Here is a 24,205-nt window from a genome sequence, read left to right on the forward strand (position 1 = left end):
AAAAGCCGCCGAAACCCTGCTCGGCGGTCAGACTCTAGGCATGGGCCGCCAACACGCGGCGCTCCCACGGGGTAATTTCATCAAAGAAACTGGTGAGTTCCAGCGTCTTGCTGGCGATGTAGCCTTCGATGAACTCGGCACCAAACAGTTCCTGCGCCAGTGCACTGCGCTTGAGACGCTCGATCGCGGCATGCATGGTACAGGGTAGCGCCAATTCGTCCGGGACTTCGAACTCACCCTGGATCGGCGCACTGGGCTGCAGCTGCTGTTCAATCCCATACAAACCCGCCGCAAGGCTCGCCGCCAGCGCCAGATAAGGATTGGCATCGGCGCCCGGCAAGCGGTTTTCCACCCGCCGCGCCACTGGCGCACTGGCCGGAATGCGCAGACCTGCGGCGCGATTATCCTCCGACCAGCAGGCATTGTTCGGCGACGCATAAGGATGACAAAGGCGCTGATAGGAATTTACATGCGGGGCAAACAGCAGAGTGAAATCAGCCATAGCGGCCTGCTGACCGGCAATAAATTGATAGAACGCCGACGTTGCCTGGCCATCGGCCGCGCTGAAGATATTCTGCCCATTGCCCTGCTCCACCACACTCTGATGAATATGCATGGAGCTGCCCGGGGTATGCGCCAGCGGCTTGGCCATGCATACCACAGTGAGCCCATGCTTGAGCGCGACCTCCTTGAGCAGGTGTTTGAACAGAAAGGTCTGATCCGCCAGCAGCAGCGGATCGCCGTGCAGCAGGTTAATTTCAAACTGGCTTACGCCCATCTCATGCATAAAGGTATCGCGCGGCAACCCTAGCGCCGCCATGCACTGATAAACCTCACGGAAGAACGGACGCAGCCCGTTGTTGGAACTCACACCGAAGGCCGAGCCGCCGTCTTCACGCCGACCATCGAGCCCGAGCGGCGGCTGAAATGGCTGCAGCGGATCAGCATTGCGGGCAAACACGAAAAACTCCAGCTCGGTCGCCACCACCGGCTGCCAGCCATGACTGGCGTAACGCGCAATTACCTGCTTAAGCAGGCCGCGGGTCGACAACCCGGAACTACGTCCATCCAGTTCATCAGCATCGCAGATGGCCAGCGCGCGCGGCGTTTCACTCCAGGGCAGCCGATGAATCTGCGTCGGCTCGGCATTCAAGGCCAGGTCACCGTCATCACTGCCGTAATAACACGGCGCCGGATAGCCACCCATGATGCATTGCAGCAATACCCCGCGCGCCAACTGCAAGCGCCGCCCCTCCAGAAAACCCTCAGCCGTCATCACCTTGCCGCGCGGCACGCCGTTGAGATCAGGCGTTACACATTCAACTTCATCAACACCACGCAGCAACTCAGCCAGGGCGGTGCGGTCGAGGGTACTCATTTGCTGTTGTCCTTATTGATGCAAGAGGCCGCAGTTGCACGGCGAGGCGCACAAAATACGCACCAGGCGTTCGATATTTCAAGCAAAGCCACACCCTATACCTGACGCGCAAGCTGCGCAGTTAAATATATCGACTAATTAGATATTAATGATCATGCACAATCGCTCCAAAAACCATCGTATAGACACTCAAAAATAAATATAACTACATGATAAATAAAACATTAACTCAACTATCGATGCCGTCGATGATTACCATGCCCAGCCTGCACTTCTTCATCAAATTTTCATCCGTATGATTGGCTCCGTACTCACTTACACCCGCCCTTACGAGGAGCCTGAACATGAAAAAGCAAATTCTCACCACCCTAATCCTGAGCAGCCTGTCCATCAGCGCCTTTGCCCTGCCACAGAACAACCCGCAGCCACTGCTGGGTGAAAAGCAGGACAGCAGCGTGAAGACCCTGATGGGTTTTGGTAGCAACCTGCAAACTGAAGGCGGTGCTGATCGTCTGCTAGAGCGCCTGCGTGTGGCCGAAGACGGTGCCGACCGCACTGGCGCAAACCGTGTCGCTGAAGGTGGTGCTGATCGCCTGCAAGAGCGTCTGCGTGTAGCCGAAGACGGTGCCGACCGCACTGGCGCTAACCGCGTCGCTGAAGGTGGTGCTGATCGCCTGCAAGAGCGCCTGCGTGTTGCCGAAGACGGTGCAGACCGCACTGGCGCAAACCGTGTCGCCGAAGGTGGCGCTGAACGTACACCAGGCCTGCGCTTTAGCTGATTACAGCTAATAGGCAACACAAAAAAGGTGCTCAATCGAGCACCTTTTTTGTTTATTGCGCAGGCGACTCCAACTGCGCCAAGCGCTCTTCCAGCGCCGCAATCCGCGCCTCCAGAGCGTCCAGGCGCTCATCCTGCTGACCGCCCGCCGTCGCGCGCTGCGGCTCACTGGCTCTGGCTGCCAATACCGCCTGCAAATCCGCGGGGTCACCCAGTACGTGCATATAACGGTCTTCGCGCTGCCCCGACTGGCGTGGCAACAGGCAGGCCAGTTCGCGGCTGATCAGGCGCTCAAGGTGATGCTGCACCTGCTCGGCATCATCAAAATCATGCATGCGGCTGCTGCGGGTCAGCAGCTCGTTGATAGTCTGCGGGCCACGCAGCAGCAACAGACCGAGCAGCACCACCTGCGCCGCCACCAGTTCCAGCGCTTTGTCGGCGCGGTGTTCCCAGCGATCCGCTCGGCTACCCATCACCAGGCGCGCCATTTCTCGCCCTTCCAGGCTGCGCAGAGCCTGGCCTACTTGGCCGGCGGTAAGGTTGAGCACCGGCTCGCGACTGGTTTTCTGATTGCAGGCCAGCACCAGAGCATTCAGCGTCAGGGGATAGGCTTCGGGGGTGGTCAGCTGCTTTTCGATCAAGCAACCCAGTACCCGTGCTTCGACGATCGTCAGGGTTTCAACCGCCATAGCGTTCGCATCTTCGTTGGACATAACCACCTCATGGCCTCGCAAAGGCCCTAGCCTAGCCCGCCTGACGACCGGTTGATAGGCATAACAGCCGCTGGGCGGGGCTGGCACTGCGCCAGCGCGTAACAGCGGGTCACTGTGGTAGAGTCGCGCGCTATTTTTCAGCGTGGCCTTGTTTCATCCCCCGCGAAAAGCCTCATAACGCGCACCGCAGCCATGCATCCAGCCCCCGGCGCCCCAAGCCCCGCAGGCAATATGAAGAGATCGCAGGCCTGCCCGCCAAGTAGAGATGCATGTCATGACCACTGCCCAACACCCGCTTGTCCAACTGCTCAACCGCACCAGTCTGGTGCTGCAAATCGCCATCGGCCTGGTGGCCGGTATCGCCCTGGCGCTGCTCCTGCCTGAAGCCGCAGCGAGCGTCAGCTTCCTCGGCACGGTTTTTGTATCTGCGCTGAAGGCCGTAGCACCGGTGCTGGTATTCGTACTGGTGGCGGCGTCGATTGCCAACCATCAGCAAGGCCAGCAGACCCATATCAAACCGATTCTGCTGCTGTACCTGATCGGCACATTCAGCGCGGCGTTGATCGCAGTAGCCGCCAGCTTTGCCTTCCCGTCCAGCCTGACCTTGGTGAGCAACAGCGCCGAGCTGTCGCCACCCGGCGGCATCAGCGAAGTGCTGAAAACCCTGCTGCTGAATGTGGTGGATAACCCGATCAATGCTCTGCTCAAAGGCAACTTTATCGGCATTCTGGCCTGGGCCATCGCGCTGGGTTTTGCCTTCCGCCACGCCAGCCCGAGCAGCAAGCAGATGCTCGCTGACCTTTCTGACGCAGTCACCAGTATCGTCAAACTGGTGATTCGCCTGGCGCCACTGGGGGTTTTCGGCCTGGTAGCGGCCACACTGGCTGAGTCGGGTATTTCCGCCCTGCTCGATTACCTGCACCTGCTGCTGGTACTGGTCGGTTGCATGCTGTTTGTCGCGCTGGTGACCAACCCGGCGATTGTCTACTTCAAGACCCGTCGCAACCCTTACCCACTGGTGCTGACCTGCCTGCGCGAAAGCGGCCTGACCGCGTTCTTCACCCGTAGCTCGGCGGCCAATATCCCGGTCAACCTGCAGCTCTGCCAGCGTCTGGGCCTGCATGAGGAAACCTACTCGGTGTCGATCCCACTGGGCGCGACCATCAACATGGCCGGCGCAGCGATCACCATCACCGTACTGACCATGGCCGCCGTACACACCCTGGGCATCGCTGTCGATCTGCCGACTGCCCTGCTGCTCAGCCTACTCGCCTCGATCAGCGCCTGCGGCGCGTCGGGCGTGGCCGGTGGCTCACTGCTGCTGATCCCGTTGGCGTGCAGCCTGTTCGGTATCCCTAATGATGTAGCCATGCAGGTGGTCGCCGTCGGCTTTATCATCGGCATCGTGCAGGACTCTGCAGAAACCGCGCTGAATTCCTCCACCGACGTGCTGTTCACCGCCGCCGCCTGCCAAGCTGAGCAACAACGCAGCTAAACGCTGGCCGAAACAACAAAAGGCTTACCCACGGGTAAGCCTTTTTTATGCACGCCATTCAGGGTTCAACGCAACGCAGCGTGAATCAGCGCTCCAGGCAGCTTTTATTACTCAACCGATAAACGTCGCACGCCCAGCGTTTGAATAACCTAACGATTCCGGTAGGCTTTGCCGCTTCTTTATAAGGAGTAATTCCCATGGCCCGCGCCACTGCCCGTCACATCCTGGTTGCCAGCGAAGACAAGTGCAACGAACTGAAAGCCGCAATCGAAGGCGGTGCCGACTTCGCCCAAGTCGCCAAAGACAACTCCAGCTGCCCATCCAGCCGCAGTGGCGGTGACCTCGGCTCGTTCGGCCCAGGCCAGATGGTCAAGGAATTCGACACCGTAGTATTCAGCGCACCAATCAACGTGGTGCAAGGCCCGGTGAAGACCCAGTTTGGTTATCACCTGCTGGAAGTGACCAGCCGCCAGGACTGATCCTGCCTCTTCGCTGGGCCGCTCGGCCCGGCGAATCCTATTTTCGCGCAGCGCCCATCGGGCACCACGCCACTGACCAACAGTCCAGAACCTCGGGCAATAGCCAGGTATACTCGTCGGCCTTTTCTTCTCGCACCCGCGGACCTCGCCATGACCAACACTCCAGCAGCTGAACCCACCCTCGCCGTTCAGTCTGCCGACAGCGCCGCGCCGTCCGCCAACGAGAGCAACGCCACCAACACGGTTAAAGCCAGCGGCTTTGCCTCGCTGTTCGGCGCCGCCAAAGCCGCTTCCGGCAAACAAGACGATCAGCCCTGGCACCAGAAGGGCAACAAGTCGAGCCACGAAAAGAAGATTGGCCCAGCGCCAAGTGGGACTCGCCGCGCCATGGGTAAACGTTAAGCCCAACGCGCGCGCAAACGCTCCTGCAACCAACCGCCGCAAAAATTCAGCAGCAAACCGAGCATCACCAACAGCGCACCGACCAGCTGCAGGCTGCTCAGGCGTTCATCAAGCAGCAATGCCGATGAGGTCAGTCCGACCACTGGCACCAGTAGCGAGAACGGCGCCACCTGGCTGGCTGGGTAGCGCGACAGTAAGCGGCTCCACAGGCCATAGCCAAGAATGGTCGCGCCGAATGCCAGGTAGACCAGCACCAGCAAGGTATCCAGGCTAAAGCCGCGCAGCGCAGACTCGATCACCTCAGGGCCTTCCATCAGCCAGGACAGCGCAAAAAACGGCAGCGGCGGCACCAGACTGCCCCACACCACCAGCCCCACCAGATTCACCTTGCCCAACTTGCGCGTGACGATATTGCCCAGCGCCCACATGGCGGCAGCGCAGAGCGTGAGAAGAAAACCGGCCAGGGTCATCAGGCCATTACCCTGCGAGCCAATCAGCAGCAAACCGCCGGCTGCCACCAATAACCCGAACAGATTGGCCAGGCGAAAACGCTCACCCAGCAACAGCACAGCAAACAGCAGGGTAAACAGCGCCTGCGATTGCAGTACCAGCGACGCCAGGCCAGCCGGCATGCCGACGGACATGGCCGAGAAGAGAAAGGCAAACTGCCCCAGCGAGATGGTCACGCCATAGGCCAGCAGCCAACGCAGCGGAATCTGTGGGCGCTTGATAAACAGCACGGCAGGAAAGGCCGCCAGCAGAAAACGCAACGCGCCCAGCAGCATCGGCGGCATCTCGTGCAGGCCGATCTTGATCACCACAAAATTCATGCCCCAGACGATGATCACCACCAGGGCCAGCAGTAGATCCTTGGGTTGCATGGACGCTCCGGATTAATCACTCAATGCTTATTAAAGCGGCTAGCAGCGCCATAACGCCCATACAGAAACCCTGCAAATAAGCCGTACAGCACAACACTGATCGGCAGATTGCAGCGCCACAGGTGCCGCCAGCGCTTCGAAGGGCTAGAATCGCATCCCTTAGAGCCTATTTACGATCTAGCGAGCTAGAGCCAGACAAGGCAAAAACAGCGAGGAAGCGGAGTTTACGAGCTGTAAATGAGCATTCCGAGGCTGTTTTTAACGCAGGCTGGCCGACGCGCAGCAGATCGTAAACAGGTTCTCACCCATTAACCCGCAACGACGAGATACTCCATGGGCGCCCAGTGGAAAGCCAAACCTAAAGAAGCCGCGGCCAACGCCAGAGGCAAGATCTTCGGCCGCTTGGTCAAGGAAATCATGATCGCCGCCCGCAACGGCGCTGACCCAGACCTGAACCCCAAGCTGCGCCTGGCCATCCATCAAGCGAAAAAAGCCTCGATGCCCAAGGAAACCCTCGAGCGGGCGATCAAGAAAGGCGCTGGCCTGCTGGGTGACACCGTAACCTTCCACTCCGCCACCTATGAGGGTTTCGCCCCGCACCAGGTGCCGGTGATCATCGAGTGCCTGACCGACAACATCAACCGCACTGTGGCAGAAGTCCGTGTGCTGTTCCGCAAGGGCCAGATGGGCGCTTCCGGCTCGGTGACTTGGGATTTCGACCATGTAGGCATGATCGAAGCCAGTACCGAGAGCGATGCCGACCCAGAAATGGCCGCCATCGAAGCCGGCGCTCAGGATTTCGAGCCGGCCGATGAAGGCAACACCCTGTTTATCACAGAGCCGACTGACCTCGACGCCGTGTGCCGCGCGCTGCCAGAGCAGGGTTTCAGCGTCAACTCGGCGAAGATCGGCTATATCCCGAAAAACCCGGTGAACAGCCTGACTGCAGAACAACTGGAAGAAGTCGAAGCCTTCCTCGAAGCCCTCGACGCACACGATGACGTGCAGAACGTCTACGTCGGGCTTTCCGGCTAAACAAAGACTGACCAGGCCCGCCGTGCAGGATGCGCAGCGGGCCCACGAACGGCACCGCTCAGTGTGCGCAGTTCGTCGAATCGGTCGATTAACCACTGCCCGCGCCCCGCAAAGCGGGTAGAATCGCCGCCCGCCGCGCCACCAGCGCCCGGCGTGTACACAAGGACGTTGTCACACAGGAGTTTTACCGTGCACAAGTTTCTGATTCTGGCCGTCTGCCTGCTGCTTGGCGCCTGCGCCAGCAACCCGCAGACGACCTACCAGCAAGACGTTAAGGCGGGCAAAAGTCCGATGGCCAAGAGCGCCCTGGAAGCCATCCACAACACCCAGGCCATTCCGCTGCCGCTCAACCCGGGCCTGTTGGCACCTCAGTGGCCGATCAGCGCCGATGAGCCGCGCCTGGACTTCGGCAGCTCGATCTCCAACTACCGGATCTTTTCCCTGCAGCTGAAAAAGGGCGAGCGCTACACGCTCAACGTGCACTCACTGTGCAACGACCCCTGCATGGGCGTCAGCAAATACGCCCTGAAACCACGCGCCATGCTGTTGGATGCCTATGGCGCAGTGATTGCCGACAAGCCTTCGCGTGCCGAAGCCGTGGTCGGCCAGATCAGCCTGAGCTGGGATGGTGAAGCCGCCGAAGACGGCACTTACTACCTACTGGTAGCCGCCGATAACGACGACATCGGTGAAACCATCGTGATCGACGATGTCTGGGTCAACAACTCGCCGCTGATGGCGGTAAAGGTGGGCATGCAAAGCTCGCCATTCGGCAAGATCAGCGCCTTCTCCAGCACCCGTTAGTCCCTCCCCCGCTTTCCCGCTACGCCAGGCAGTAACCATGTGCTGCCTGGCGTAGCCTATCGCCGTGCAACACCCAATCAAGGATGAGCCATGAAAACTCTGCATTACCTTGTAGCCGCGCTGTTCAGCTTAAGCCTGACCGGCTGCGTATCCTTCACCCCAGCAGGCCCGATTGGCGACCCCAAGCAGCCCGCCAGTTACACCCAGCCCCGCGCAGTGATGGTCGATGACGTACAGATCACTGACAACAAGATCAACGACAACCTGCGCAAAACCCTGAGCAGCCAGTTCACCGAACAACTGAGTAACCGCATCGAGCGGGGCGAGTACTTCGCCAAGGTGATCAGCTTCCCCGCCACCCTCGGCGAACAGGATGTGCTGCTCAAACTCAACCTGACTTCGCTCAAAGGCAAGCGCACACCGCATCCAGCCTATTTCCCCGGAGCCCTGCTGACACTGACTGTGTGGATCTGGGTCAACGGCCCCATCTATGTCGACAAATACGACCTGGCCGGCGAACTGTCGATCACCGACGCCCAGGGCAAGCTGCTCGCCAGCAGTCGTCAGCAGGTCAAGCTCGACCAGAACACGGGCCTCTGGGACAACGACTATTTCAACATGTCGCTCGGCTCAGACCAGCTAAACCAACTGGTTGAACAACTGCTGCAGGACAGCACCCGTCAACTCGCTCGCCCCTAACAAGGATGTTACGCATGAAAGCCGTCTTTACCGCCCTACTCGCCGCTGCCCTACTTTCGCTAACGGGCTGCCTGTCCTACTCGCACCACGACCTGGCCCAGGTTGAACAGTGGCCGCTGACCGCCAGTGAGCAACCTACGCAGTCGGCCTACGTCAAAGTTGATAGCCAATACCTGTTCAATGATCAGACTCGCGCAGGGGGCTTCAACCAGGCCAATCTGGAAAAGCTGGTCGTTACCCAGTACCAGGACAGCAAGCGTTTCAGCAACGTCACCACGGCCAAGCAGAAAGCCGACATTTATATCAGCGTGCGCGTCAGCAACCATGAGCGCGGCAGTCTGGCCAGCGCCTTTATCACCGGCTTCACCCTGTTTGTCATACCGGGCAAGTTCAGCAATGAACTGAGCATGGAAACCACCTTCAAGGATGGTGACGGCAAGGTGCTCGGGCGCATCGAGAAACGCGAAACCATCACCACCTGGATGCAACTGCTACTGATCGTGGCGGTGCCCTTCAACGAATCGATTGACCCGATCCTCAACCAGCTGACCCAGAGCAGCCTGGAAGAAGCCGCACGGCAGAAGTTGATCTAGCCACACCGCACCAGGCATCACGACCGCAATGGTCGTGGTGCCCAACAGCCCATCCACTCACTTATTGATCCATCGCAAGATCCTCTGCCCAGAGCGCTTTAGCCTATGCCGATGACATCCATTGCCATCGACGAGGGTCCCATGAGCATCACCTCTGCCAGCATCTGCGCGGCTGCCGACCAACTACAGGGTTTTGTCGGTTTCAATGCCAAGACCGGGCGCTATATCGTGCGTTTTTCCGAAGACTCCTTTGGCCTCGATGTACTCGAGCAGAGCATCACCCCTACGTGCGAATTCGTCTGGCGTGCCTTTGACGGCGAACTGATGAGCCTCGACCGCGCGCGCCTGCAACTGCTGCTGGAACAGAACATCGATGACCGCCTTGCGATCAGCGAACCGCTGCGGGTCTACGTGCGCCGTACCGATATGCCGGAGATCAGCGCCGAGCGCCGGCGCCTTAACGCTTGAGCAGCTTGGCGAGGTGGCCGAATTGACCGAGGGTTGTTCACTTACACCCTCACAACAACGGCGCACGGCAGACTAAGCTCGACGAGTCAGAATCACTCGCCAAGGAGCTTGCCGATGTTCGATGTGCTGATCAAAAACGCGCTGTTTTTCGATGGCACCGGCGCGCCCGGCGTCGTGCGTCACCTTGGCATCCGTGACGGTAAGCTGGCCTGCATCAGCGCCAGCGCCCTGGATGAAAATGGCTGCGGCCAGGTGATTGATGCACAAAACCGCTGGGTGACACCCGGTTTTATCGACATGCATACCCATTACGACGCCGAACTGGTGGCCGCCCCTGCGCTCAAGGAGTCGGTGCGCCATGGCGTGACCACGGTGATGATCGGCAGCTGCTCGATCAGCATGGTGTTGTCCAGCCCCGAGGATTGCTCAGACCTGTTCACCCGCGTCGAATCGGTGCCGCGCGAGCATGTCCTGCCACTGTTGCAGGCACGCAAGACTTGGCACAGCGCCGACCAATTCGCCGCCTTTCTCGATCAGCATCCGCTGGGGCCGAACATCTGCTCCTTCCTCGGCCACTCTGATTTACGCGTTGCCGTGCTTGGCCTGGAACGCGCCGTAGACGCCAACGTGCGCCCCACCGAGGGTGAATTACAGCAAATGGAACGCCTGCTGGAAGAAGCGTTGGACGCCGGTTTGCTCGGCCTGTCGAGCATGACTAATCCCTGGGACAAGCTCGATGGCGACCGCCAGCGCTCGAAATCTCTGCCCTCGGTGTATGCTCCCTGGGCCGAGTACGCGCGGCTGAACAAGGTCCTGCGCCGGCGCGGACGCATCCATCAGGGCGCGCCAAACCTGGTCACCAAACTCAATGTGCTGGCCTTTCTCTGGGACAGCATCGGCGGTTGGTGGCGCAAGCCGCTGAAGACCACCCTGATCACCCTGATGGATGTCAAAGCCGACCCGTGGCTCGCCCCGGTACTTGGCCCACTGACCCGCTGGATCAATCGCCTGACCCATGCCGACTTCCGTTGGCAAACCCTGCCGGTGCCGTTTGAAACCTACGCCGACGGCATGGAGTTTGTAGTTTTCGAGGAGTTTCCCGCCGGCCAGGCCGCCCTGCACCTGGCCAACCACGACATGCGCAGTCAACTGTTCCAGGACCCGGCCTACCGCCTGCGCTTTCGCCAGGACGTGGAGAAGAAATTCGGCCCACGGGTCTGGCACCGCGACTTCGACGACGCCTGGATTGTCGACTGCCCGGACGCCAGCGTGGTCGGCAAAAGCGTTGGCGAACTGGCCAAGGCCCGTAATGAACACCCGGCCGATCTGTTTCTCGACCTACTGGTGGCCCACGGCCCGCGCCTGCGCTGGCGCACGTTGATCGCCAACCATCGCCCTGAGATGGTGGAAAAACTGGTGTGCGAGCCGAGCACCCTGATCGGTTTTGCCGACTCCGGTGCGCATATCCGCAATATGGCCTTCTACAACTTCGGTGTGCGCCTGCTCAAACTGGTGCGCGATGCCGAGCTACGCGGCCAACCGGTGATGCCGATTGAAACGGCAATCTGGCGCCTGACCGGCGAGCTGGGTGAGTGGTTCAACATTGACGCCGGCAGGCTCTACGAAGGCGCTCGCGCCGACCTGGTAATCATCGACCCCAGTGCGCTGGATGAATCCCTGGCCAGCTACCAGGAAGCGCCAATGGAGGCCTTCGGTGGCTTGCAGCGCATGGTCAACCGTGGCAACGCCGTGGATGCTGTTGTGATCAACGGGCGTATCGCGTACCAGCAAGGCGTATTCGCCAGCGACCTGGGGCAGGCGCGTGACTACGGAGCGTTCTTGCGCAGCAGGGCCTGAGTCGACGATGGCAATCGACCTACGGCATACGGCCGCGACGCCAGGCTGGCATAATGCGCGCCGCACTGCCCACTGAACCCTGCCGGGCCGGTATTGAAAGGATTCATATCGATATGCCACTCCCCTTGCAACAGACCGTCTGGCGCTGGCTGCTATGCCTGTTGCTGTGCAGTTTGTTATTGCCCGTGCACGCGAGTGACGCGACCGCCATTTACTACCCGCGCTGGAGTGACGGTGATGAGTCGCGCTCCAACTACATGCTGGCTCAGTTACGCCTCGCGCTGGATAAAGCCGGCAGCCCACTGCGTCTAGTGCCCACGCATACCAGCATGGAGCAAGAGCGTGCGTTGGTTGATTTGCAACACGACAAACACCTGGATGTGGTCTGGAGCATGACCAGCCGCGAGCGCGAAGAACGCCTACTGCCTGTACGCATACCGTTGGACAAAGGGTTATTCGGTTGGCGTGTCGCGTTGCTGCCCCGCGAGCGCGTGGACCTGCTCAAGCACGTGCGAACCCTGGATGACCTGCGCCAGTTTACTGCAGGCCAGGGCCACGACTGGCCCGATACCGCCATTCTGCAAAGCCAGGGCTTACCCGTGGTGGTGTCGTCCAACTATGCCAGCCTGTTTCATATGCTGCAGGCACGGCGCTTTGATTACTTCCCGCGATCGGTTCTGGAAATCGGTACCGAGCTGCAAAACCCACGGGCACAGCAGTTGGTCGCCGACCCGCATGTGCTGCTGCACTACCCCACAGCGTTGTATTTCTTCTTTTCACCGCGACGTCCGGAACTGGCCGAAACCGTCCGCATTGGCATGGAGCGCGCCGTCGCGGACGGCTCCTTTGAGCAGTTGTTCAAGCAACAATTCGCCAACAGCCTGGCGCATCTGCAAGACGCCGAACGCCAGGTGATCGAACTGCCCAACCCGCTATTGCCCAGTGCCACCCCACTGCAGAGGCGTGAACTGTGGTTCAGTCCGACGCAGTTACGCCAGACACAGGCGGCGCCAAAGTAGTCTGCACAACGTTGCGGGTGTGTGCGCCAAAGCGTTTAAACAGCACCACCAGCATCTGCTCAACTACCGGGTCGGCTTGAGCCTGAGTCAGCTGATTCCCCCCGCTAAAACCTGGCGCAGCCGCGGGCTTGCGGGCCAACCACTGACCAATCACCTGATCCAGCGCATCCGCCGTGGCATAGGACTCGGCCGCCACCACCTGCTGCGCGTAATCCACCGAATAAGTCGGATACGCATCCGGTGGTGTTTGCGTATACGCCTGCAACAGGGGCGCTGGCGTTTGTTCGTCCATCAGGTGCTGCATGCGCTCCAGCTGATACTCCTCGATGGCCGTGTGCCGATCCGCCACGCGGGCAATCGCTGCTTGGCGGTCTTGCGGGTAACCGGCTGCGCCTTTGAGCGCAATCAGCATCAGCTCTGGCGTACTAAAGCCCGGAACGGTCTTGGCGTGGTAGGGCTGGGTCAGGTCCTGCATGTAGTGCAGCGCCCAACCGAGGAAGCGATAGCCCCAGTAGTCGTGCCCAGTGGCCAGGGCCAGCCGCGCCAGCCCGGTGTATTGGTAGATGCGCCAGTGCGGCAGGGTGCGGCGTAGATAAGGCGCCGCCTGAAGCACCAACTCCGGCTCGTGGTAATAACCGATATGAAATGGCGCCTGGGAGGAATACTCGAAGCGCGCATCGCCGAAGGGCTGCACGCCGAAGTTGTAGCGCGCGCCAACTTCGCCCGGGTTGTCGCTGAACAGGTTGATATCGTGGCCATAGTCCGGCTCATCGGCCGCACTGCTCAGCACCTGCAAAGCACTCACCGCCTCACCTGGCTGCAGCGCCAAATACCGCCAGTGGCTCCAGGGGCCAATCTTGCGAAACACCAGCACCTGCTCGGCCATCAGGCGTGGTCGACCCTCATCGCCCTGCCCTGGCAACTGCTGAACAAAACCGGCCAGACGAATCTGTGGATTGACCCGCAACGCCTGCAGAAACTCGGCACGACGCTGCTCAGGCAGGGAGCTCGCGGCCTCGAACCGCAGATCATTCGGGCGGGGTGGATAGTCCGGAAAATGCGCACGGGCAAAGGCTTCCTGCTCATCCAGCAATTGCTCGATTGCCGGCGCCTGTGCGTCCAGAAAGGCCTGCAGCGGTTCATAGGTCAGCGTGCGCTGCAACTGCGGCAGGTTCTGCAAGGCCAGCTGACTGCCCAACGAATGGTTGGACCACGCCAGGGCATTGAACGGCTGAAACGCCAGGCAACAGGCAGATAGCAACAGGAGCAATGGCTTCACGGAGACTCCAACAGCGGATGGCAGTGCAAGGGACGTAGCCTAACGCCAAAGCTGCCACCTGGCACTGTCGTATCAAGTCAGCCCATTCACCAATCGAGCAGCGCAGAGCCCGCCAGAGCTAGAGAACAAACACCACCACCGCCGCGACCAACCCGGTTACCAACAGCACCGCCAACGCCAGCAACGGCTTGTTCAAGCCAGGGGGTTCATTGGCCGGCGCTGCACGCAGCGGGTTGGCCTGCACGTTTGTGCGCAGCGGGTTGAACTGGTTGTTCGGCGAGCTGGAAAGCGGCGCCGCTTTGAGCGGTTTTGGCAGGTCCACCGCGCGCATAAACAGCGTGGCGTCTTCATCCTCGCTTGTCGCCACGGTGCTTTTCGGACCGATCACCAGCAGGCTCACCGAGCCCATCTTCAACTGATCGCCCGGCTGCAGTACCGCCGTCGTGACCTTCTGTTGGTTGACCAGTAGGCCGTTAGCCGAAGCCAGGTCTTTGACCTCTAGCACGTCATCCTTGAGGAAGAACTCACAGTGACGGCGCGATAACTCCTGATCGCTGAAGCACAGCTCGCACTTCACCGAACGGCCAAAAGTCATGGAGCCGTTGATATGGAATTTCTTGCCTTCGTGTTCACCCTGAATCACCTGCAAGTACCAGCGCGCGGCTTGCTCGGTGTGGGTCTTGCTGCGCGCCGGATCGACCAACTGCAGCTCCACCGAACCCAGGCGCACACGGTCATCGGCGCGCAATTGGAAGCGCGTGCTGACGCGCTCGTCATTGACGAAAGAGCCGCTCGGACTGCCCACATCGGTCAGGTAATAGAAGCCCTGATCCTGACGGATTTCCGCGTGAAACGAAGCGATGCTGGGGTCTTCCAGCACCAGGCTGTTGCGGCTGTCCTGGCCGATGGTGAAACGCTCGTCGACCAACCAGATCGGGGCCTGACGATTATCACTGAAGTGAATTTTGAGCATCTGCGCACTCCGCCAACATCGGTTAAACAACCAGCTATAACCCGTCGTACCTGGGCATTCATATGCGGCACGGTGGACGAGGCGCGCATGCTGCCTGCCAATCTAGCCGGTAGCAATATGCCAGCATAAAAACTTAATCGAATAGGTTGTTCCATAACCGCTTGACGGGGTTTACCGGTGCCGGCTGTTCCGCAGCTGCCGGCCGGCGCCGCGGCGCTTGGGCCAGTCGTACGCGCTGCTCATGACCATCGAGCAACTGCAATAACTGCTCGTTAGCCGGCTCTACTTCCAGGCCCTGCTGCACCAGCGCCAAGGCCAGGGCAAACTCGCGGCGCTTGTAGGCACCCTCACTTTGCTCGATATAGCGCTGCGCCACGCGGTTGATTCCGGCCAGGGCCAGCAGATTATCGGGCTCCCAGGCCAACACCTGACGGAAGTAGTAAGTCGCACTGTCATCCTCAGGCAGCAGCAACTGCTGATCAGCCAGACGCTGCTCAGCCAACGCCAAGTACTGGTTGATCCGCGCCTGCAGCACCCGCGCCAGGCCATCCAGAGCTTCCGGGTTATCCGCATCCAGCGCCAGCACCTGGCGGAACAGGTAATCGGCGTTGTCCTGCGGCGGCTCCAGCAGGCTGCCGTTCTGCAGGCGCAGCTCGGCACGCGCCAGGTAGTCGCTGATCTGTTTTTGCTGGTACAGGTAATAACCGCCGCTGGCAGCACCGGCCAGCAACACTATGCCGGCCAGCAGCGAGACCCACAGCGTACTGCGGGCAGTTTTGCCTCTGGCCGGTTTGCTCAGGCTCAGCGCGGGGGCGATGCGCGTGCTGTCCGGGTCATCGCGGGTCAGCTCATCGAGGCTCGCCAGCAGCACCTTGCAGTCGGCAAAACGCTCATCCGGGTCTTTTGCCAGCATGCGTTCGAGCAGCCACTGGTAGTTCTGCAAATGCGCCGGCAGTTGCGGCACGCCCATCTGCAGGTGGTTCATCACGGTCTGGGTGTAGTTGGCAGCGCGGTAGGGATTACTGCCCGTGAGCATCTCCAGCAGGATCACCCCCAGGCTGTAGATATCACTGCGCGCATCCAGTGCCTGGCACTGCGCCTGTTCGGGGCTGCTGTAGGACGGGCTGCCGACGGCGATGCCGAACTGGGTAAGGTCATGGTCCAGCTCGACTTCCTTGGCCACGCCAAAGTCGGTGATCACCGCCGTGCCGTCGCTGCGAAAGAGGATGTTGGCCGGTTTGATATCGCGGTGTACCAGGCCTTTGTCATGCACCACCGCCAGGCCGCTGGCCACCTGCTGCACGATACGCAGCGCGCGCGGCAGGTCGAACACCTCGCCCTTGTGCTGCGCCAGATCGCCACCCGGGACGAACTCCATAGTCAGGTAGTGGCGACCATCGGCGAGCTGGTCGATGTCATAGATGGTGATGATTGAGGGGTGATGCAGGGACGCCACGATGTGGCCTTCCTTGAGAAAGCGCTGACTGAACGCCTGATCATCCGCGCTCAGCAGCACCTTGATCGCCACCCTGCGCTGCAGGGACGCCTGCGTGGCCAGGTACACCTCGGCCATGCCGCCTTTACCCAGGCGACCATGCACCTGATAACCGGGGATTTCGAGCAATTGTTCAGTCATGGGGGTCAGGGCACACCGGCGAATTAGGGCTTGCGGGAAGTGAACAGGCGGCTGAGCAAACCTCGCGGTTTGGCCTCGACGCTGGGCGTGGCCGCATCACGGCCGAGTACGATACAGGAGATATTATCCTTGCCGCCCAGTTGGTTGGCCTGCGCCAGCAGCTGTTCTACCAGCTCATCGAGGGTCTGAGCGTTACTGCAAAGCTGCTGGATCTGCGCGTCTTCCAACTCGCCAGTCAGGCCGTCGCTGCACAGCAGCAGCAACTCATGCTCACCGAGCGAGCCTTGCAACATGCCGACTTCCAGCGGCTGATCATCACGGCCCAGGCACTGCAGAATGACATTGCGCTGCGGATGGCTACGCGCCGCCTCAATGCTCATCTGTCCAGCATCGATCATCGTTTGCACCCAGCTGTGATCGCGGGTCAGACGCTCGATCTTCCCGGCGCTGACCCGATAAGCGCGGCTATCACCGACCCAGGCAATGCTGAAGGCCGCGCCGACAAAGTGCACCGCCACCAAGGTCGTGCCCATGCCGCGCTGCTCACCGGTACGCGCCACGCTGAGGATTTCGCGATTGGCCGCATGCACCGCCGTCACCAAGTCCTGGCCTTCGGCACAGGCCGCCTGCAGCGTTTGTAAGGCCAGGGCACTGGCCACTTCGCCGCATTGATGACCACCCATGCCGTCCGCAATCGCCCACAGATTCAGCTGTGGGCAACACAACAGAGCATCTTCATTGTGCCCACGAACCCGCCCAGGCACGCTCTGGCCGGCATAAATCAGCGCTTGTTCCATCAATGTCTCGGCTTAGGAGTTCAACAGTCGCACAGCAAGCAGGCTGTACACGGCGTAATTAAGCCCATGATGCTGCGGCACGCTCAGGCTGTCACCGCCAGCCACCGATTTTTGCCGGTGAACTGTTAACCAGTCGAACCCTGTCCTGCATCCAGACGCCCAGATAACGCCTCAGCTATTCGCCCTGCATGGGCGTAGACTCCAAGTACCAGCCTCGCCTCACCGCGAGGGTATGGCCCGCTCCAGAACATTCAACCACGACATTGTCAGAGGTGAAGATCATGAGCAAAGGTATGGATTCGAAGAAACAAGTGAAGAAAAAGCCGCTGAAAACCGCCAGCGAAAAGCGTACGGACAAGAAAGACAAGCAAGGTGCGAAAACCCTGCTCGGCAGCCACGCCGCCAACGCCTGAAGCACCCGTCTGAGGCAAGCATCGCGCTTGCGCTCAGGCATCCACTCACCGTCGCAACAGTACCTGCAATGCACTACCGCCAACTCCCCGCCTCGCTCAAGCCACTGGCTGACAAGTTCTACCGCAATCAACGATCAGCCATGCGCGCCGCAGCCGGCGCCCAGCTCTGGGTAGCCGAAGACCGGGATATCCTCGCGGCGCTGTGCCTGCACCCGGTCGCGCACGGACATTGGCTGACCAGCCTTCTGGTCGATAGCACTCGGCAGGGGCAAGGCATCGCGCGCCAGTTGATCGAGACTGCGTTGCTCGATTGCCCGGCACCGGTCTGGCTGTTCTGCCACCCGCAACTGAGCGACTTCTACCTGCGCCTGGGCTTTGCCCCCTGCACCGACCTGCCTCAGCCGTTGGCTGAACGCCTGAAGCGCTATCAGCGCAGCAAAAGCATGCTGGCATTTGTGCGAGTGCCGAGCCCGAGCCTTGCCGCTCAAGGGCTGGAACCTTAGTACCAGATAAAACCAACACCATTCGGCAGATAGTGGCCCATGCTGGCACGTTGCAGAATTTTACTATTGCCATCGCCAGGGCAAGCTCTGCATGCTTAGCTCATAACAACGACAACAGTGGCCTTTAACTATGCAGATATCGCGGTTGCTCAGGCGCCTGCGTAGCGACTTCCAGTTGTCCATCATCACGCTGATGGGCCTGTTTGGCGTGATTGGCATTAGCCCCTATGCCGTCTACCGGCTAGCGACCGGCAACTACCTGGTAGGCTTCTCCGACACCGTGATCGTTGTCTCCACAGTGATGGCAGTGATCTATGCCTGGCGCACCGGTGACACGATCAAACCCGGCATCTACCTGGCCACCATTTTCTCCGCCGGAGCAACGCTGATCGCCATCAACCTGGGCGTAAACGGCCTGTTCTGGATTTACCCGCTGATCATGTTCAATTTCTTTATGGTGTCGCCGGCCAAGGCCTTGCTGGCCACCACCCTGGTGCTCACCACGCTGGTCGGTTACGGCCAACTCAAACCCGGCTCGGTATTCGAAAGCGACTACCAGATGGTGTCATTTCTGGTCACCAGTATGATGGCCAGTATACTCAGCTTCGTCTTTGCCTACCGCACCAGCACCCAGCGCGATCAACTGCAGCAACTGGCCATCCGTGACCCGCTGACCGGCGCCCGTAATCGCCGAGCGATGAATGAAGAGCTAAAGATAGCGGCCTCCATTTACCGCCGCCACGGCAACAGCTACGGCGTCTTGGTGATGGACCTCGATCATTTCAAACGGATCAATGACAACCATGGCCATCATGCCGGCGACCAGGTGCTGGTGGATTTTGTCGAACTGATCAAAAGTTCATCACGCAAGGAAGACCGACTGTTCCGCTTCGGCGGCGAGGAATTCCTCCTGCTGTTGCCCAACACCGAACGTGCGGGCTTACTGGCCGCCGCGCAGCACCTGCAGCAGCAAGTGGCGCAGCACCTGCGCGGGCCCAGCGGTGCGGTGACCATGTCAGTAGGCGGGGCCATCTTGCGCCGCGACGAACACTGGGAAAGCCTGCTGCAGCGCGCCGACGAACGTCTCTATCGCGCCAAGAATGCCGGCCGTAACTGCATCGTCATCGATGATGGCGTGGATAAAACCAGCAGCCTACCCATCGCCTGATCCCTCGATTTATCTTTACTTACAACTTGCGCGGAAAAATTCTCGCGCGCGGAGAGCAAGGCTGTAACAACTCGGCTTTGTCTCTGTCTATTGGCCACACTTCATACAGAGCACTGCCATGAAAAGACGCTCCCTGCTCAAGGGGATGGCACTCTTGCCAGCCCTGCCCTTGCTCGGTCACGCCCCACTAAGCCTGGCAGAAGCTGTTGCCAGTAGCGTGACGCCTCTGAATAAACCCCACAGCGACTGGCGGGATCTACTGACGCCTGAAGCCTATGCCGTGCTCTTCGAAGAGGACACCGAAGCGCCTGGCAGCAGCCCGTTAAATCAGGAAAAACGCGATGGCACCTACCTGTGCGCCGCCTGCTACCTGCCGCTGTTCGCCAGCCAGGACAAATATGAAAGCGGCACCGGCTGGCCCAGTTTTACCCAGCCGATTGCCGGCCATATGGGTACCAAGCGCGACTTCAAGCTGTTCTTCCCGCGTACCGAATACCATTGCGCGCGCTGCGGCGGGCACCAGGGTCATGTCTTCGACGACGGCCCGAAGCCGCGCGGCGAACGCTGGTGCAACAACGGCGTGGCCTTGCGCTTTATCCCGCAAGGCGAAGCCTTACCTGAGCTGCGGAGCTGAACATGACTGCTATCACCTATACTTGGCGCCGCCGTCTGCTGGCCAGCAGCATCCTCGTTTTGGGCGGCCTGCTGGCCGCTTGTGAACCCACAGCTGCGCAAGCGCCGCAGCCGCAGTCCAAAACCGCAACGCCGATGGTGGAAAACCCCGGCGTGGCAATCTTCGCCGGCGGCTGTTTCTGGTGCACCGAGTCAGACTTCGACAAAGTGTCCGGCGTAATTGACACCACCTCCGGCTACATCGGCGGGCATGTCGACAACCCCACTTATGAGCAGGTTTCTGCAGGCACTAGCGGGCATATCGAAGCGGTGCGCGTTCGCTTTGACCCTAGCAAGACCAGCTACGCCAAGCTGCTTGAAGCCTACTGGCCCACCATTGATCCGGTCACCGCCAACGCCCAGTTCTGCGACCGCGGCCCGCAATACCGCAGCGCGATCTTCTACAGCAGCGCCGAAGAGCAGCAACTGGCCGAAGCCTCCAAAGCCACTTTGGATAAATCCGGGCGTTTGCCGGCCCCGGTGGTCACGGAAATCCTCGCCGCCAGCACCTTTTATCCGGCCGAGGACTATCACCAGGACTATTACCAACGTAATCCGCTGCGCTACAACTACTACCGCAACGGCTGCGGTCGTGATCAACGCTTGGAGCAACTCTGGGGCAAGAAGCAATAAACCGCGCCCATCGGCTGGCCCTCGTGCCCGCTGATGGCCCTGTATTCAGCCGCTGATGCCAGGATGCGGCAGTCGCCGCATCCGCTATGGTTGAGTTCACACCTTGCCCAGTGAGCACTCCATGGCCCCGTTGAAACCCCTGTTCAAACTCACCTCGCTGATCGCTCTGTTCGGCTGGCTGATGCTGGTCTGCCTGCCATTCTGGCCCTATACCGATGAACTGGTACTGGGCCTCAGCGTGGTCCTGCTGGCCATCGTCTATAGCTGGCTGTTGTTTGTCGCCATGCGCCAGCGGCCTGAGCCGGGTAGCGGCAGGCCCGGTTTCTTTAGCCTCGGCGGGGTGCTCTCACTGCTGCGCCAACCCACAGCCGCACTGGCAGCCTGGATACATATTCTGGCGTTCGATCTGATGGTCGGGCTGTATATCCGCCACGAAGGCGCCATCGCGGGCATCAGCCACTGGGCACTGCTGCCCTGTTATGTGCTGACGCTAATGTTCGGCCCACTGGGCCTGCTGGCGTTTCTAGGCTTGCGCTGGGGCTTGGTGATGGCGACCTGAATTAGCAGGTCGTTGAGAATGTTGGCGAGGCAGTCGAGACAAGGCGCTACGCTAGTAACAGCCTAAGGCTGTTACTAGCGGCAAGGAAGCGGACTGAGCTCGCGCACGAGTTTACGAGCTGTAAATGAGCATTCCGAGACGCCGCGTCCCGGCCTGTTTTCAACGCAGTATCGGCAACGTAGATAATTCTTCAACGGCCTGTTAGCGGATGCGCTCGTCGTATTCAGTGCTTTGCCCAGGATACTGCTGCACCCGATAGCCATTGGGGTACTCAATCGTTTGCTTGATCGTTCCGCGGTTTTCTATCGACTGGCTGCCGTAGCGCTGCTCATGGCGCTGCAGGCCGTCGGGTAGGCGCTGCCCGCCATAGAGATTATGGCTTTCGATGGTCTGTGAGCTGCCGATGCTGCCACTGGCACCGGGGCTGATATAGGTCTTCGGAATGACCCGCAACGTCTGCGGCGCCAGCTGCTCGGCATACAGCGGCGTTACCAACAGCAGCCCAACCAGGCTGATCGCATATCGACACATCGTCATCACAACCTCTGCGCCATCGGCGCGTAACGAACTTGATGGTTTGGCAACAGCAACCCACCTGCGGTTCCGACCTGTGGTCCACCTTGGCAGACTTGAGCCGTAAAACTGCTCAAATATTGAGCAATCATCCGCGAATCGCAGAAAAGCACAAGCCCCCACGTAGCCAATGCAGAAAGCCCGTGGGTAAAGCTGGCGTGCTGTTTCGCGATGCCCATCCCGCTTAATCTGCCAAGCATTTATTACTATCACCGACTACGTCTTCACTTGAGCAACACGCCCCAGATGACCTTTCGAATCGTTCTACTGTTTTTTATCAGCCTGCCCAACCTGGCACTTGCTGATCCCTTCAGCTGCAGGGCAGTGGCCATCAGCGACGGCGATACGTTCAGCTGCCAGACCACCGAGAATAAACGGCTGCGAGTTCGCCTCACAGAAATTGACGCACCAGAAAGAAAGCAACCCTATGGCGTCGAAGCCAAGCAGGCTTTGTCAGCTTTGGTGCTGGAGAAACAGGTCATCCTGCAGGTCAACGAGGTAGATCGCTACGGCATCACACGGGCTCGCGCCTATGTCGGTGGCACTGACGTGAACTACACACTGGTCGCGCAAGGCGCTGCCTGGGCCTATACCAAGCAGCTGAAAGACCACCGACTCAAAGATGCCGAAACCCTGGCCAGAAACATGGGTAAAGGCCTCTGGCAGCTGCCCGCCGAAGACATCGTCGCGCCCTGGGACTGGCGCTACGCAGGCAGAATTGCCGCGCCGCAAAAAACCAAACCCAGTCGAACGGCATCGTTCTCTCAGTTTGGTGGCGGCTAGAACATTGGTGGGGATGGTGCCGGAGACAGGAATCGAACCTGCGACCTTCGCGTTACGAGTGCGCTGCTCTACCGACTGAGCTACACCGGCAAGATATTGCTTAAGTCGCGCACACTAGCTGCAACGCGACTCAAGCTGTGATCCCAAGCCTAGCTTAGGCCGTACACCTCACTGACTTTGCGCTGCCGTGAAGTGTAACGGCGGTTACTTGCTCGGCAGTTCGATACGGTCTTCGTGGATCACGATGCGACCCTGTTTGTACAAGCCGCCGATGGCTTTCTTGAAGTTGCCCTTGCTGACGCGAAACAACCCAGCAATTTCTTCAGGCGAGCTTTTGTCATTCACCTTGAGTACGCCATCGTGCTCGCGCAACTTGGCCAGAATCTGCTCGCCCAGGCTGCTGGCCGCTTCTTGGCCAACCGGCTGCAAACTCAGACTGATTTTGCCATCAGCGCGCACTTCCTTGATAAAGCCTTTTTCCTGCATACCGCTGCGCACGAACTTGAACAGTTCATTCTTGTGGATCAGGCCCCAGTGCTTGCCATTGATGATGGCCTTGAAACCCATATCTGTGGACTCGACCACCAGCAGGTCAACTTCTTCGCCCGCCTTGTAGTTCGCCGGCGCGATGTCCAGATAACGATCCAGACGTGCGGTGGCGGTGATGCGCTTGCTGCGTTTATCGAGGAATACATGCACCACGCAGTAATCACCAATCTGCAACGGGCGCTTTTCTTCGGAGTGCGGTAACAATAAATCTTTCGGCAAACCCCAATTCAGGAATAAGCCCACGCGATTTATATCCACAACTTTCAAACTGGCGAATTCACCCACCTGAACTTTTGGTTTTTCTGTGGTGGCAATTAATTTGTCTTCGCTGTCCAAGTAAATAAAGACGTTTAACCAGTCTTCCACTTCGCTTGGGGTGTCGCTCGGGATATAACGCTTAGGCAATAGAATTTCGCCATCCGCACCGCCATCCAGGTACAGGCCGAAGTCGGTGTGCTTCACGACCTGCAAACTATTCATTCGTCCAATTACAGCCATGATGCCCTACCCTCATTACCAGGCCGGCATTCTAGCCGACTCGCCTCTGAATTTCTCGGCCTACCGGCCATCGCACGGCGCCAGCCTGATGACCTGCGGAGCAATCCGACCGATGGCCTAGATCGCAAGACGCAGCCTCAATACGATTTATCTATTCTTATTAAAACAACCACTTACTGGCATATCCGCTAATTACCCGGGCTATTTACAGAATAATCTCTCTGCATATCGCTACATCCGAGCTTTATTTATCAAGCAATTGTCAAGCATTTCGAGTATTATGCGCGGCCAAATTAATTTTTGAGTAGGTTAATGGCCGTCATGCGCGTAAAAGCATCCAACAGCAAACCAAAGCCGGCTCCAGCCGTGGAAACCAGCGCCTCGATCGACGCACAGATCGAAGCCTTCCTGAAATCCGGCGGGGAAATTCAGCAAATTGCCAAAGGCGTCAGCGGCCAGGTGTACGGCACCACCAAGCAGATCACCATCGGTAAAAAGTAACGCTTTCTGGCCATGCAGCGCTTTGCTCGCAATGACAAGGCGCTGGCCAGTGCATAACCCCCTCCGT

General features: G+C 59.5%; 28 protein-coding genes and 1 tRNA gene. 19 read left to right on the plus strand and 10 right to left on the minus strand.

The window, feature by feature from the left end:
* Nucleotides 1–34 precede the first annotated feature (34 nt).
* Nucleotides 35–1,276 (minus strand): glutamine synthetase family protein, encoded by a 1,242-nt coding sequence (locus HCI85_RS03035; protein WP_176600624.1) that lies wholly within the window; start codon nt 1,274–1,276, stop codon nt 35–37.
* 446 nt (nt 1,277–1,722) lie between these two features.
* Here HCI85_RS03035 and HCI85_RS03040 point away from each other — a divergent pair, with 446 nt between their 5' ends.
* On the plus strand, nt 1,723–2,157 hold the full coding sequence (locus HCI85_RS03040) for a phage infection protein (protein WP_167141769.1): 435 nt from the start codon (nt 1,723–1,725) through the stop codon (nt 2,155–2,157).
* Between the two features lie 52 nt (nt 2,158–2,209).
* On the opposite strand, the gene HCI85_RS03045 is transcribed toward HCI85_RS03040, so the two are convergent.
* Complete coding sequence (locus HCI85_RS03045) at nt 2,210–2,869, minus strand: YceH family protein (protein WP_167141772.1); 660 nt, start codon at nt 2,867–2,869, stop codon at nt 2,210–2,212.
* Between the two features lie 274 nt (nt 2,870–3,143).
* On the opposite strand from HCI85_RS03045, the gene sstT reads away from it, so the two are divergent.
* From sstT to HCI85_RS03060, 3 genes are all read left to right on the plus strand, one after another.
* Entirely contained in the window at nt 3,144–4,364 is a 1,221-nt protein-coding gene (gene sstT, locus HCI85_RS03050) for a serine/threonine transporter SstT (protein ID WP_167141775.1), read from the plus strand.
* A gap of 197 nt (nt 4,365–4,561) precedes the next feature.
* Nucleotides 4,562–4,843, plus strand: coding sequence for a peptidylprolyl isomerase (locus HCI85_RS03055; protein WP_090248458.1), 282 nt, complete (start codon nt 4,562–4,564; stop codon nt 4,841–4,843).
* Between the two features lie 150 nt (nt 4,844–4,993).
* Complete coding sequence (locus HCI85_RS03060; RefSeq protein WP_167140875.1) at nt 4,994–5,245, plus strand: hypothetical protein; 252 nt, start codon at nt 4,994–4,996, stop codon at nt 5,243–5,245.
* Here HCI85_RS03060 and HCI85_RS03065 read toward each other — a convergent pair.
* On the minus strand, nt 5,242–6,126 hold the full coding sequence (locus HCI85_RS03065) for an EamA family transporter (RefSeq protein WP_160085171.1): 885 nt from the start codon (nt 6,124–6,126) through the stop codon (nt 5,242–5,244). The two genes, HCI85_RS03060 and HCI85_RS03065, sit on opposite strands and share 4 nt — an antisense overlap.
* Before the next feature lie 333 nt (nt 6,127–6,459).
* Here HCI85_RS03065 and HCI85_RS03070 point away from each other — a divergent pair, with 333 nt between their 5' ends.
* The 7 genes from HCI85_RS03070 (at nt 6,460) to HCI85_RS03100 (ending at nt 12,601) form a co-directional block, all read left to right on the plus strand.
* Nucleotides 6,460–7,161, plus strand: a complete 702-nt coding sequence (locus tag HCI85_RS03070) for a YebC/PmpR family DNA-binding transcriptional regulator (protein WP_160085172.1) — start codon at nt 6,460–6,462, stop codon at nt 7,159–7,161.
* 189 nt (nt 7,162–7,350) lie between these two features.
* Nucleotides 7,351–7,965, plus strand: a complete 615-nt coding sequence (locus HCI85_RS03075) for a hypothetical protein (protein ID WP_241693719.1) — start codon at nt 7,351–7,353, stop codon at nt 7,963–7,965.
* A 90-nt stretch (nt 7,966–8,055) separates the two neighbouring features.
* Nucleotides 8,056–8,664, plus strand: coding sequence for a hypothetical protein (locus HCI85_RS03080; RefSeq protein ID WP_167141778.1), 609 nt, complete (start codon nt 8,056–8,058; stop codon nt 8,662–8,664).
* 14 nt (nt 8,665–8,678) lie between these two features.
* Nucleotides 8,679–9,257, plus strand: a complete 579-nt coding sequence (locus HCI85_RS03085) for a hypothetical protein (RefSeq protein WP_160085174.1) — start codon at nt 8,679–8,681, stop codon at nt 9,255–9,257.
* 141 nt (nt 9,258–9,398) lie between these two features.
* On the plus strand, nt 9,399–9,725 hold the full coding sequence (locus HCI85_RS03090; RefSeq protein ID WP_167141781.1) for a DUF2025 family protein: 327 nt from the start codon (nt 9,399–9,401) through the stop codon (nt 9,723–9,725).
* 114 nt (nt 9,726–9,839) lie between these two features.
* Nucleotides 9,840–11,582, plus strand: coding sequence for an N-acyl-D-amino-acid deacylase family protein (locus HCI85_RS03095; RefSeq protein WP_241693720.1), 1,743 nt, complete (start codon nt 9,840–9,842; stop codon nt 11,580–11,582).
* 113 nt (nt 11,583–11,695) lie between these two features.
* The gene (locus tag HCI85_RS03100; protein WP_206677979.1) at nt 11,696–12,601 is read left to right on the plus strand and encodes a hypothetical protein; all 906 of its coding nucleotides are present in this window, start codon (nt 11,696–11,698) and stop codon (nt 12,599–12,601) included.
* On the opposite strand, the gene HCI85_RS03105 is transcribed toward HCI85_RS03100, so the two are convergent.
* The 4 genes from HCI85_RS03105 to HCI85_RS03120 form a co-directional block, all read right to left on the minus strand.
* The gene (locus HCI85_RS03105) at nt 12,558–13,871 is read right to left on the minus strand and encodes a phospholipase (RefSeq protein ID WP_167144237.1); all 1,314 of its coding nucleotides are present in this window, start codon (nt 13,869–13,871) and stop codon (nt 12,558–12,560) included. The genes HCI85_RS03100 and HCI85_RS03105 overlap by 44 nt on opposite strands.
* A 127-nt stretch (nt 13,872–13,998) precedes the next feature.
* Nucleotides 13,999–14,853 (minus strand): FHA domain-containing protein, encoded by an 855-nt coding sequence (locus tag HCI85_RS03110; RefSeq protein WP_167141793.1) that lies wholly within the window; start codon nt 14,851–14,853, stop codon nt 13,999–14,001.
* Nucleotides 14,854–14,986: 133 nt separating this feature from the next.
* Nucleotides 14,987–16,489, minus strand: a complete 1,503-nt coding sequence (locus HCI85_RS03115) for a serine/threonine-protein kinase (RefSeq protein ID WP_167141796.1) — start codon at nt 16,487–16,489, stop codon at nt 14,987–14,989.
* A 23-nt stretch (nt 16,490–16,512) separates the two neighbouring features.
* Nucleotides 16,513–17,286, minus strand: coding sequence for a PP2C family protein-serine/threonine phosphatase (locus HCI85_RS03120; RefSeq protein ID WP_167141801.1), 774 nt, complete (start codon nt 17,284–17,286; stop codon nt 16,513–16,515).
* Nucleotides 17,287–17,567: 281 nt separating this feature from the next.
* On the opposite strand from HCI85_RS03120, the gene HCI85_RS21080 reads away from it, so the two are divergent.
* The 6 genes from HCI85_RS21080 to HCI85_RS03145 all read left to right on the plus strand — a co-directional run bounded on the left by HCI85_RS21080 (nt 17,568) and on the right by HCI85_RS03145 (nt 21,234).
* Nucleotides 17,568–17,699, plus strand: coding sequence for a hypothetical protein (locus HCI85_RS21080; RefSeq protein ID WP_256665405.1), 132 nt, complete (start codon nt 17,568–17,570; stop codon nt 17,697–17,699).
* 68 nt (nt 17,700–17,767) lie between these two features.
* Complete coding sequence (locus HCI85_RS03125) at nt 17,768–18,202, plus strand: GNAT family N-acetyltransferase (RefSeq protein WP_167141804.1); 435 nt, start codon at nt 17,768–17,770, stop codon at nt 18,200–18,202.
* Between the two features lie 130 nt (nt 18,203–18,332).
* The gene (locus tag HCI85_RS03130) at nt 18,333–19,370 is read left to right on the plus strand and encodes a diguanylate cyclase (protein ID WP_167141807.1); all 1,038 of its coding nucleotides are present in this window, start codon (nt 18,333–18,335) and stop codon (nt 19,368–19,370) included.
* 118 nt (nt 19,371–19,488) lie between these two features.
* Nucleotides 19,489–20,004: a peptide-methionine (R)-S-oxide reductase MsrB gene (gene msrB / locus HCI85_RS03135; RefSeq protein ID WP_160085182.1), complete on the plus strand. Its 516-nt coding sequence runs from the start codon at nt 19,489–19,491 to the stop codon at nt 20,002–20,004.
* A 2-nt stretch (nt 20,005–20,006) separates the two neighbouring features.
* A complete protein-coding gene (gene msrA / locus HCI85_RS03140; RefSeq protein ID WP_167141811.1) occupies nt 20,007–20,675 on the plus strand; it encodes a peptide-methionine (S)-S-oxide reductase MsrA in 669 nt (222 codons plus the stop codon).
* A gap of 121 nt (nt 20,676–20,796) precedes the next feature.
* The gene (locus HCI85_RS03145; RefSeq protein ID WP_167141814.1) at nt 20,797–21,234 is read left to right on the plus strand and encodes an ABA4-like family protein; all 438 of its coding nucleotides are present in this window, start codon (nt 20,797–20,799) and stop codon (nt 21,232–21,234) included.
* Between the two features lie 201 nt (nt 21,235–21,435).
* On the opposite strand, the gene HCI85_RS03150 is transcribed toward HCI85_RS03145, so the two are convergent.
* Nucleotides 21,436–21,771, minus strand: a complete 336-nt coding sequence (locus tag HCI85_RS03150; RefSeq protein WP_241693722.1) for a hypothetical protein — start codon at nt 21,769–21,771, stop codon at nt 21,436–21,438.
* A 282-nt stretch (nt 21,772–22,053) separates the two neighbouring features.
* Between HCI85_RS03150 and HCI85_RS03155 the strand changes: the two genes are divergently transcribed.
* Nucleotides 22,054–22,590 (plus strand): thermonuclease family protein, encoded by a 537-nt coding sequence (locus tag HCI85_RS03155; protein WP_167141817.1) that lies wholly within the window; start codon nt 22,054–22,056, stop codon nt 22,588–22,590.
* 14 nt (nt 22,591–22,604) lie between these two features.
* Here the strand turns inward: HCI85_RS03155 and HCI85_RS03160 are convergent.
* Together HCI85_RS03160 and HCI85_RS03165 are read right to left on the minus strand one after the other, a co-directional pair.
* Nucleotides 22,605–22,680: transfer RNA gene (locus HCI85_RS03160), tRNA-Thr, on the minus strand.
* Nucleotides 22,681–22,794: 114 nt separating this feature from the next.
* Nucleotides 22,795–23,637, minus strand: coding sequence for a CvfB family protein (locus tag HCI85_RS03165; protein WP_167141820.1), 843 nt, complete (start codon nt 23,635–23,637; stop codon nt 22,795–22,797).
* A 312-nt stretch (nt 23,638–23,949) separates the two neighbouring features.
* On the opposite strand from HCI85_RS03165, the gene HCI85_RS03170 reads away from it, so the two are divergent.
* Nucleotides 23,950–24,138, plus strand: a complete 189-nt coding sequence (locus HCI85_RS03170) for a hypothetical protein (RefSeq protein ID WP_169852821.1) — start codon at nt 23,950–23,952, stop codon at nt 24,136–24,138.
* The last annotated feature ends 67 nt before the right edge of the window (nt 24,139–24,205 follow it).

This window comes from Pseudomonas sp. OTU750018 (assembly GCF_011636575.1).
Taxonomy (GTDB): Bacteria; Pseudomonadota; Gammaproteobacteria; order Pseudomonadales; family Pseudomonadaceae; genus Aquipseudomonas; species Aquipseudomonas peli.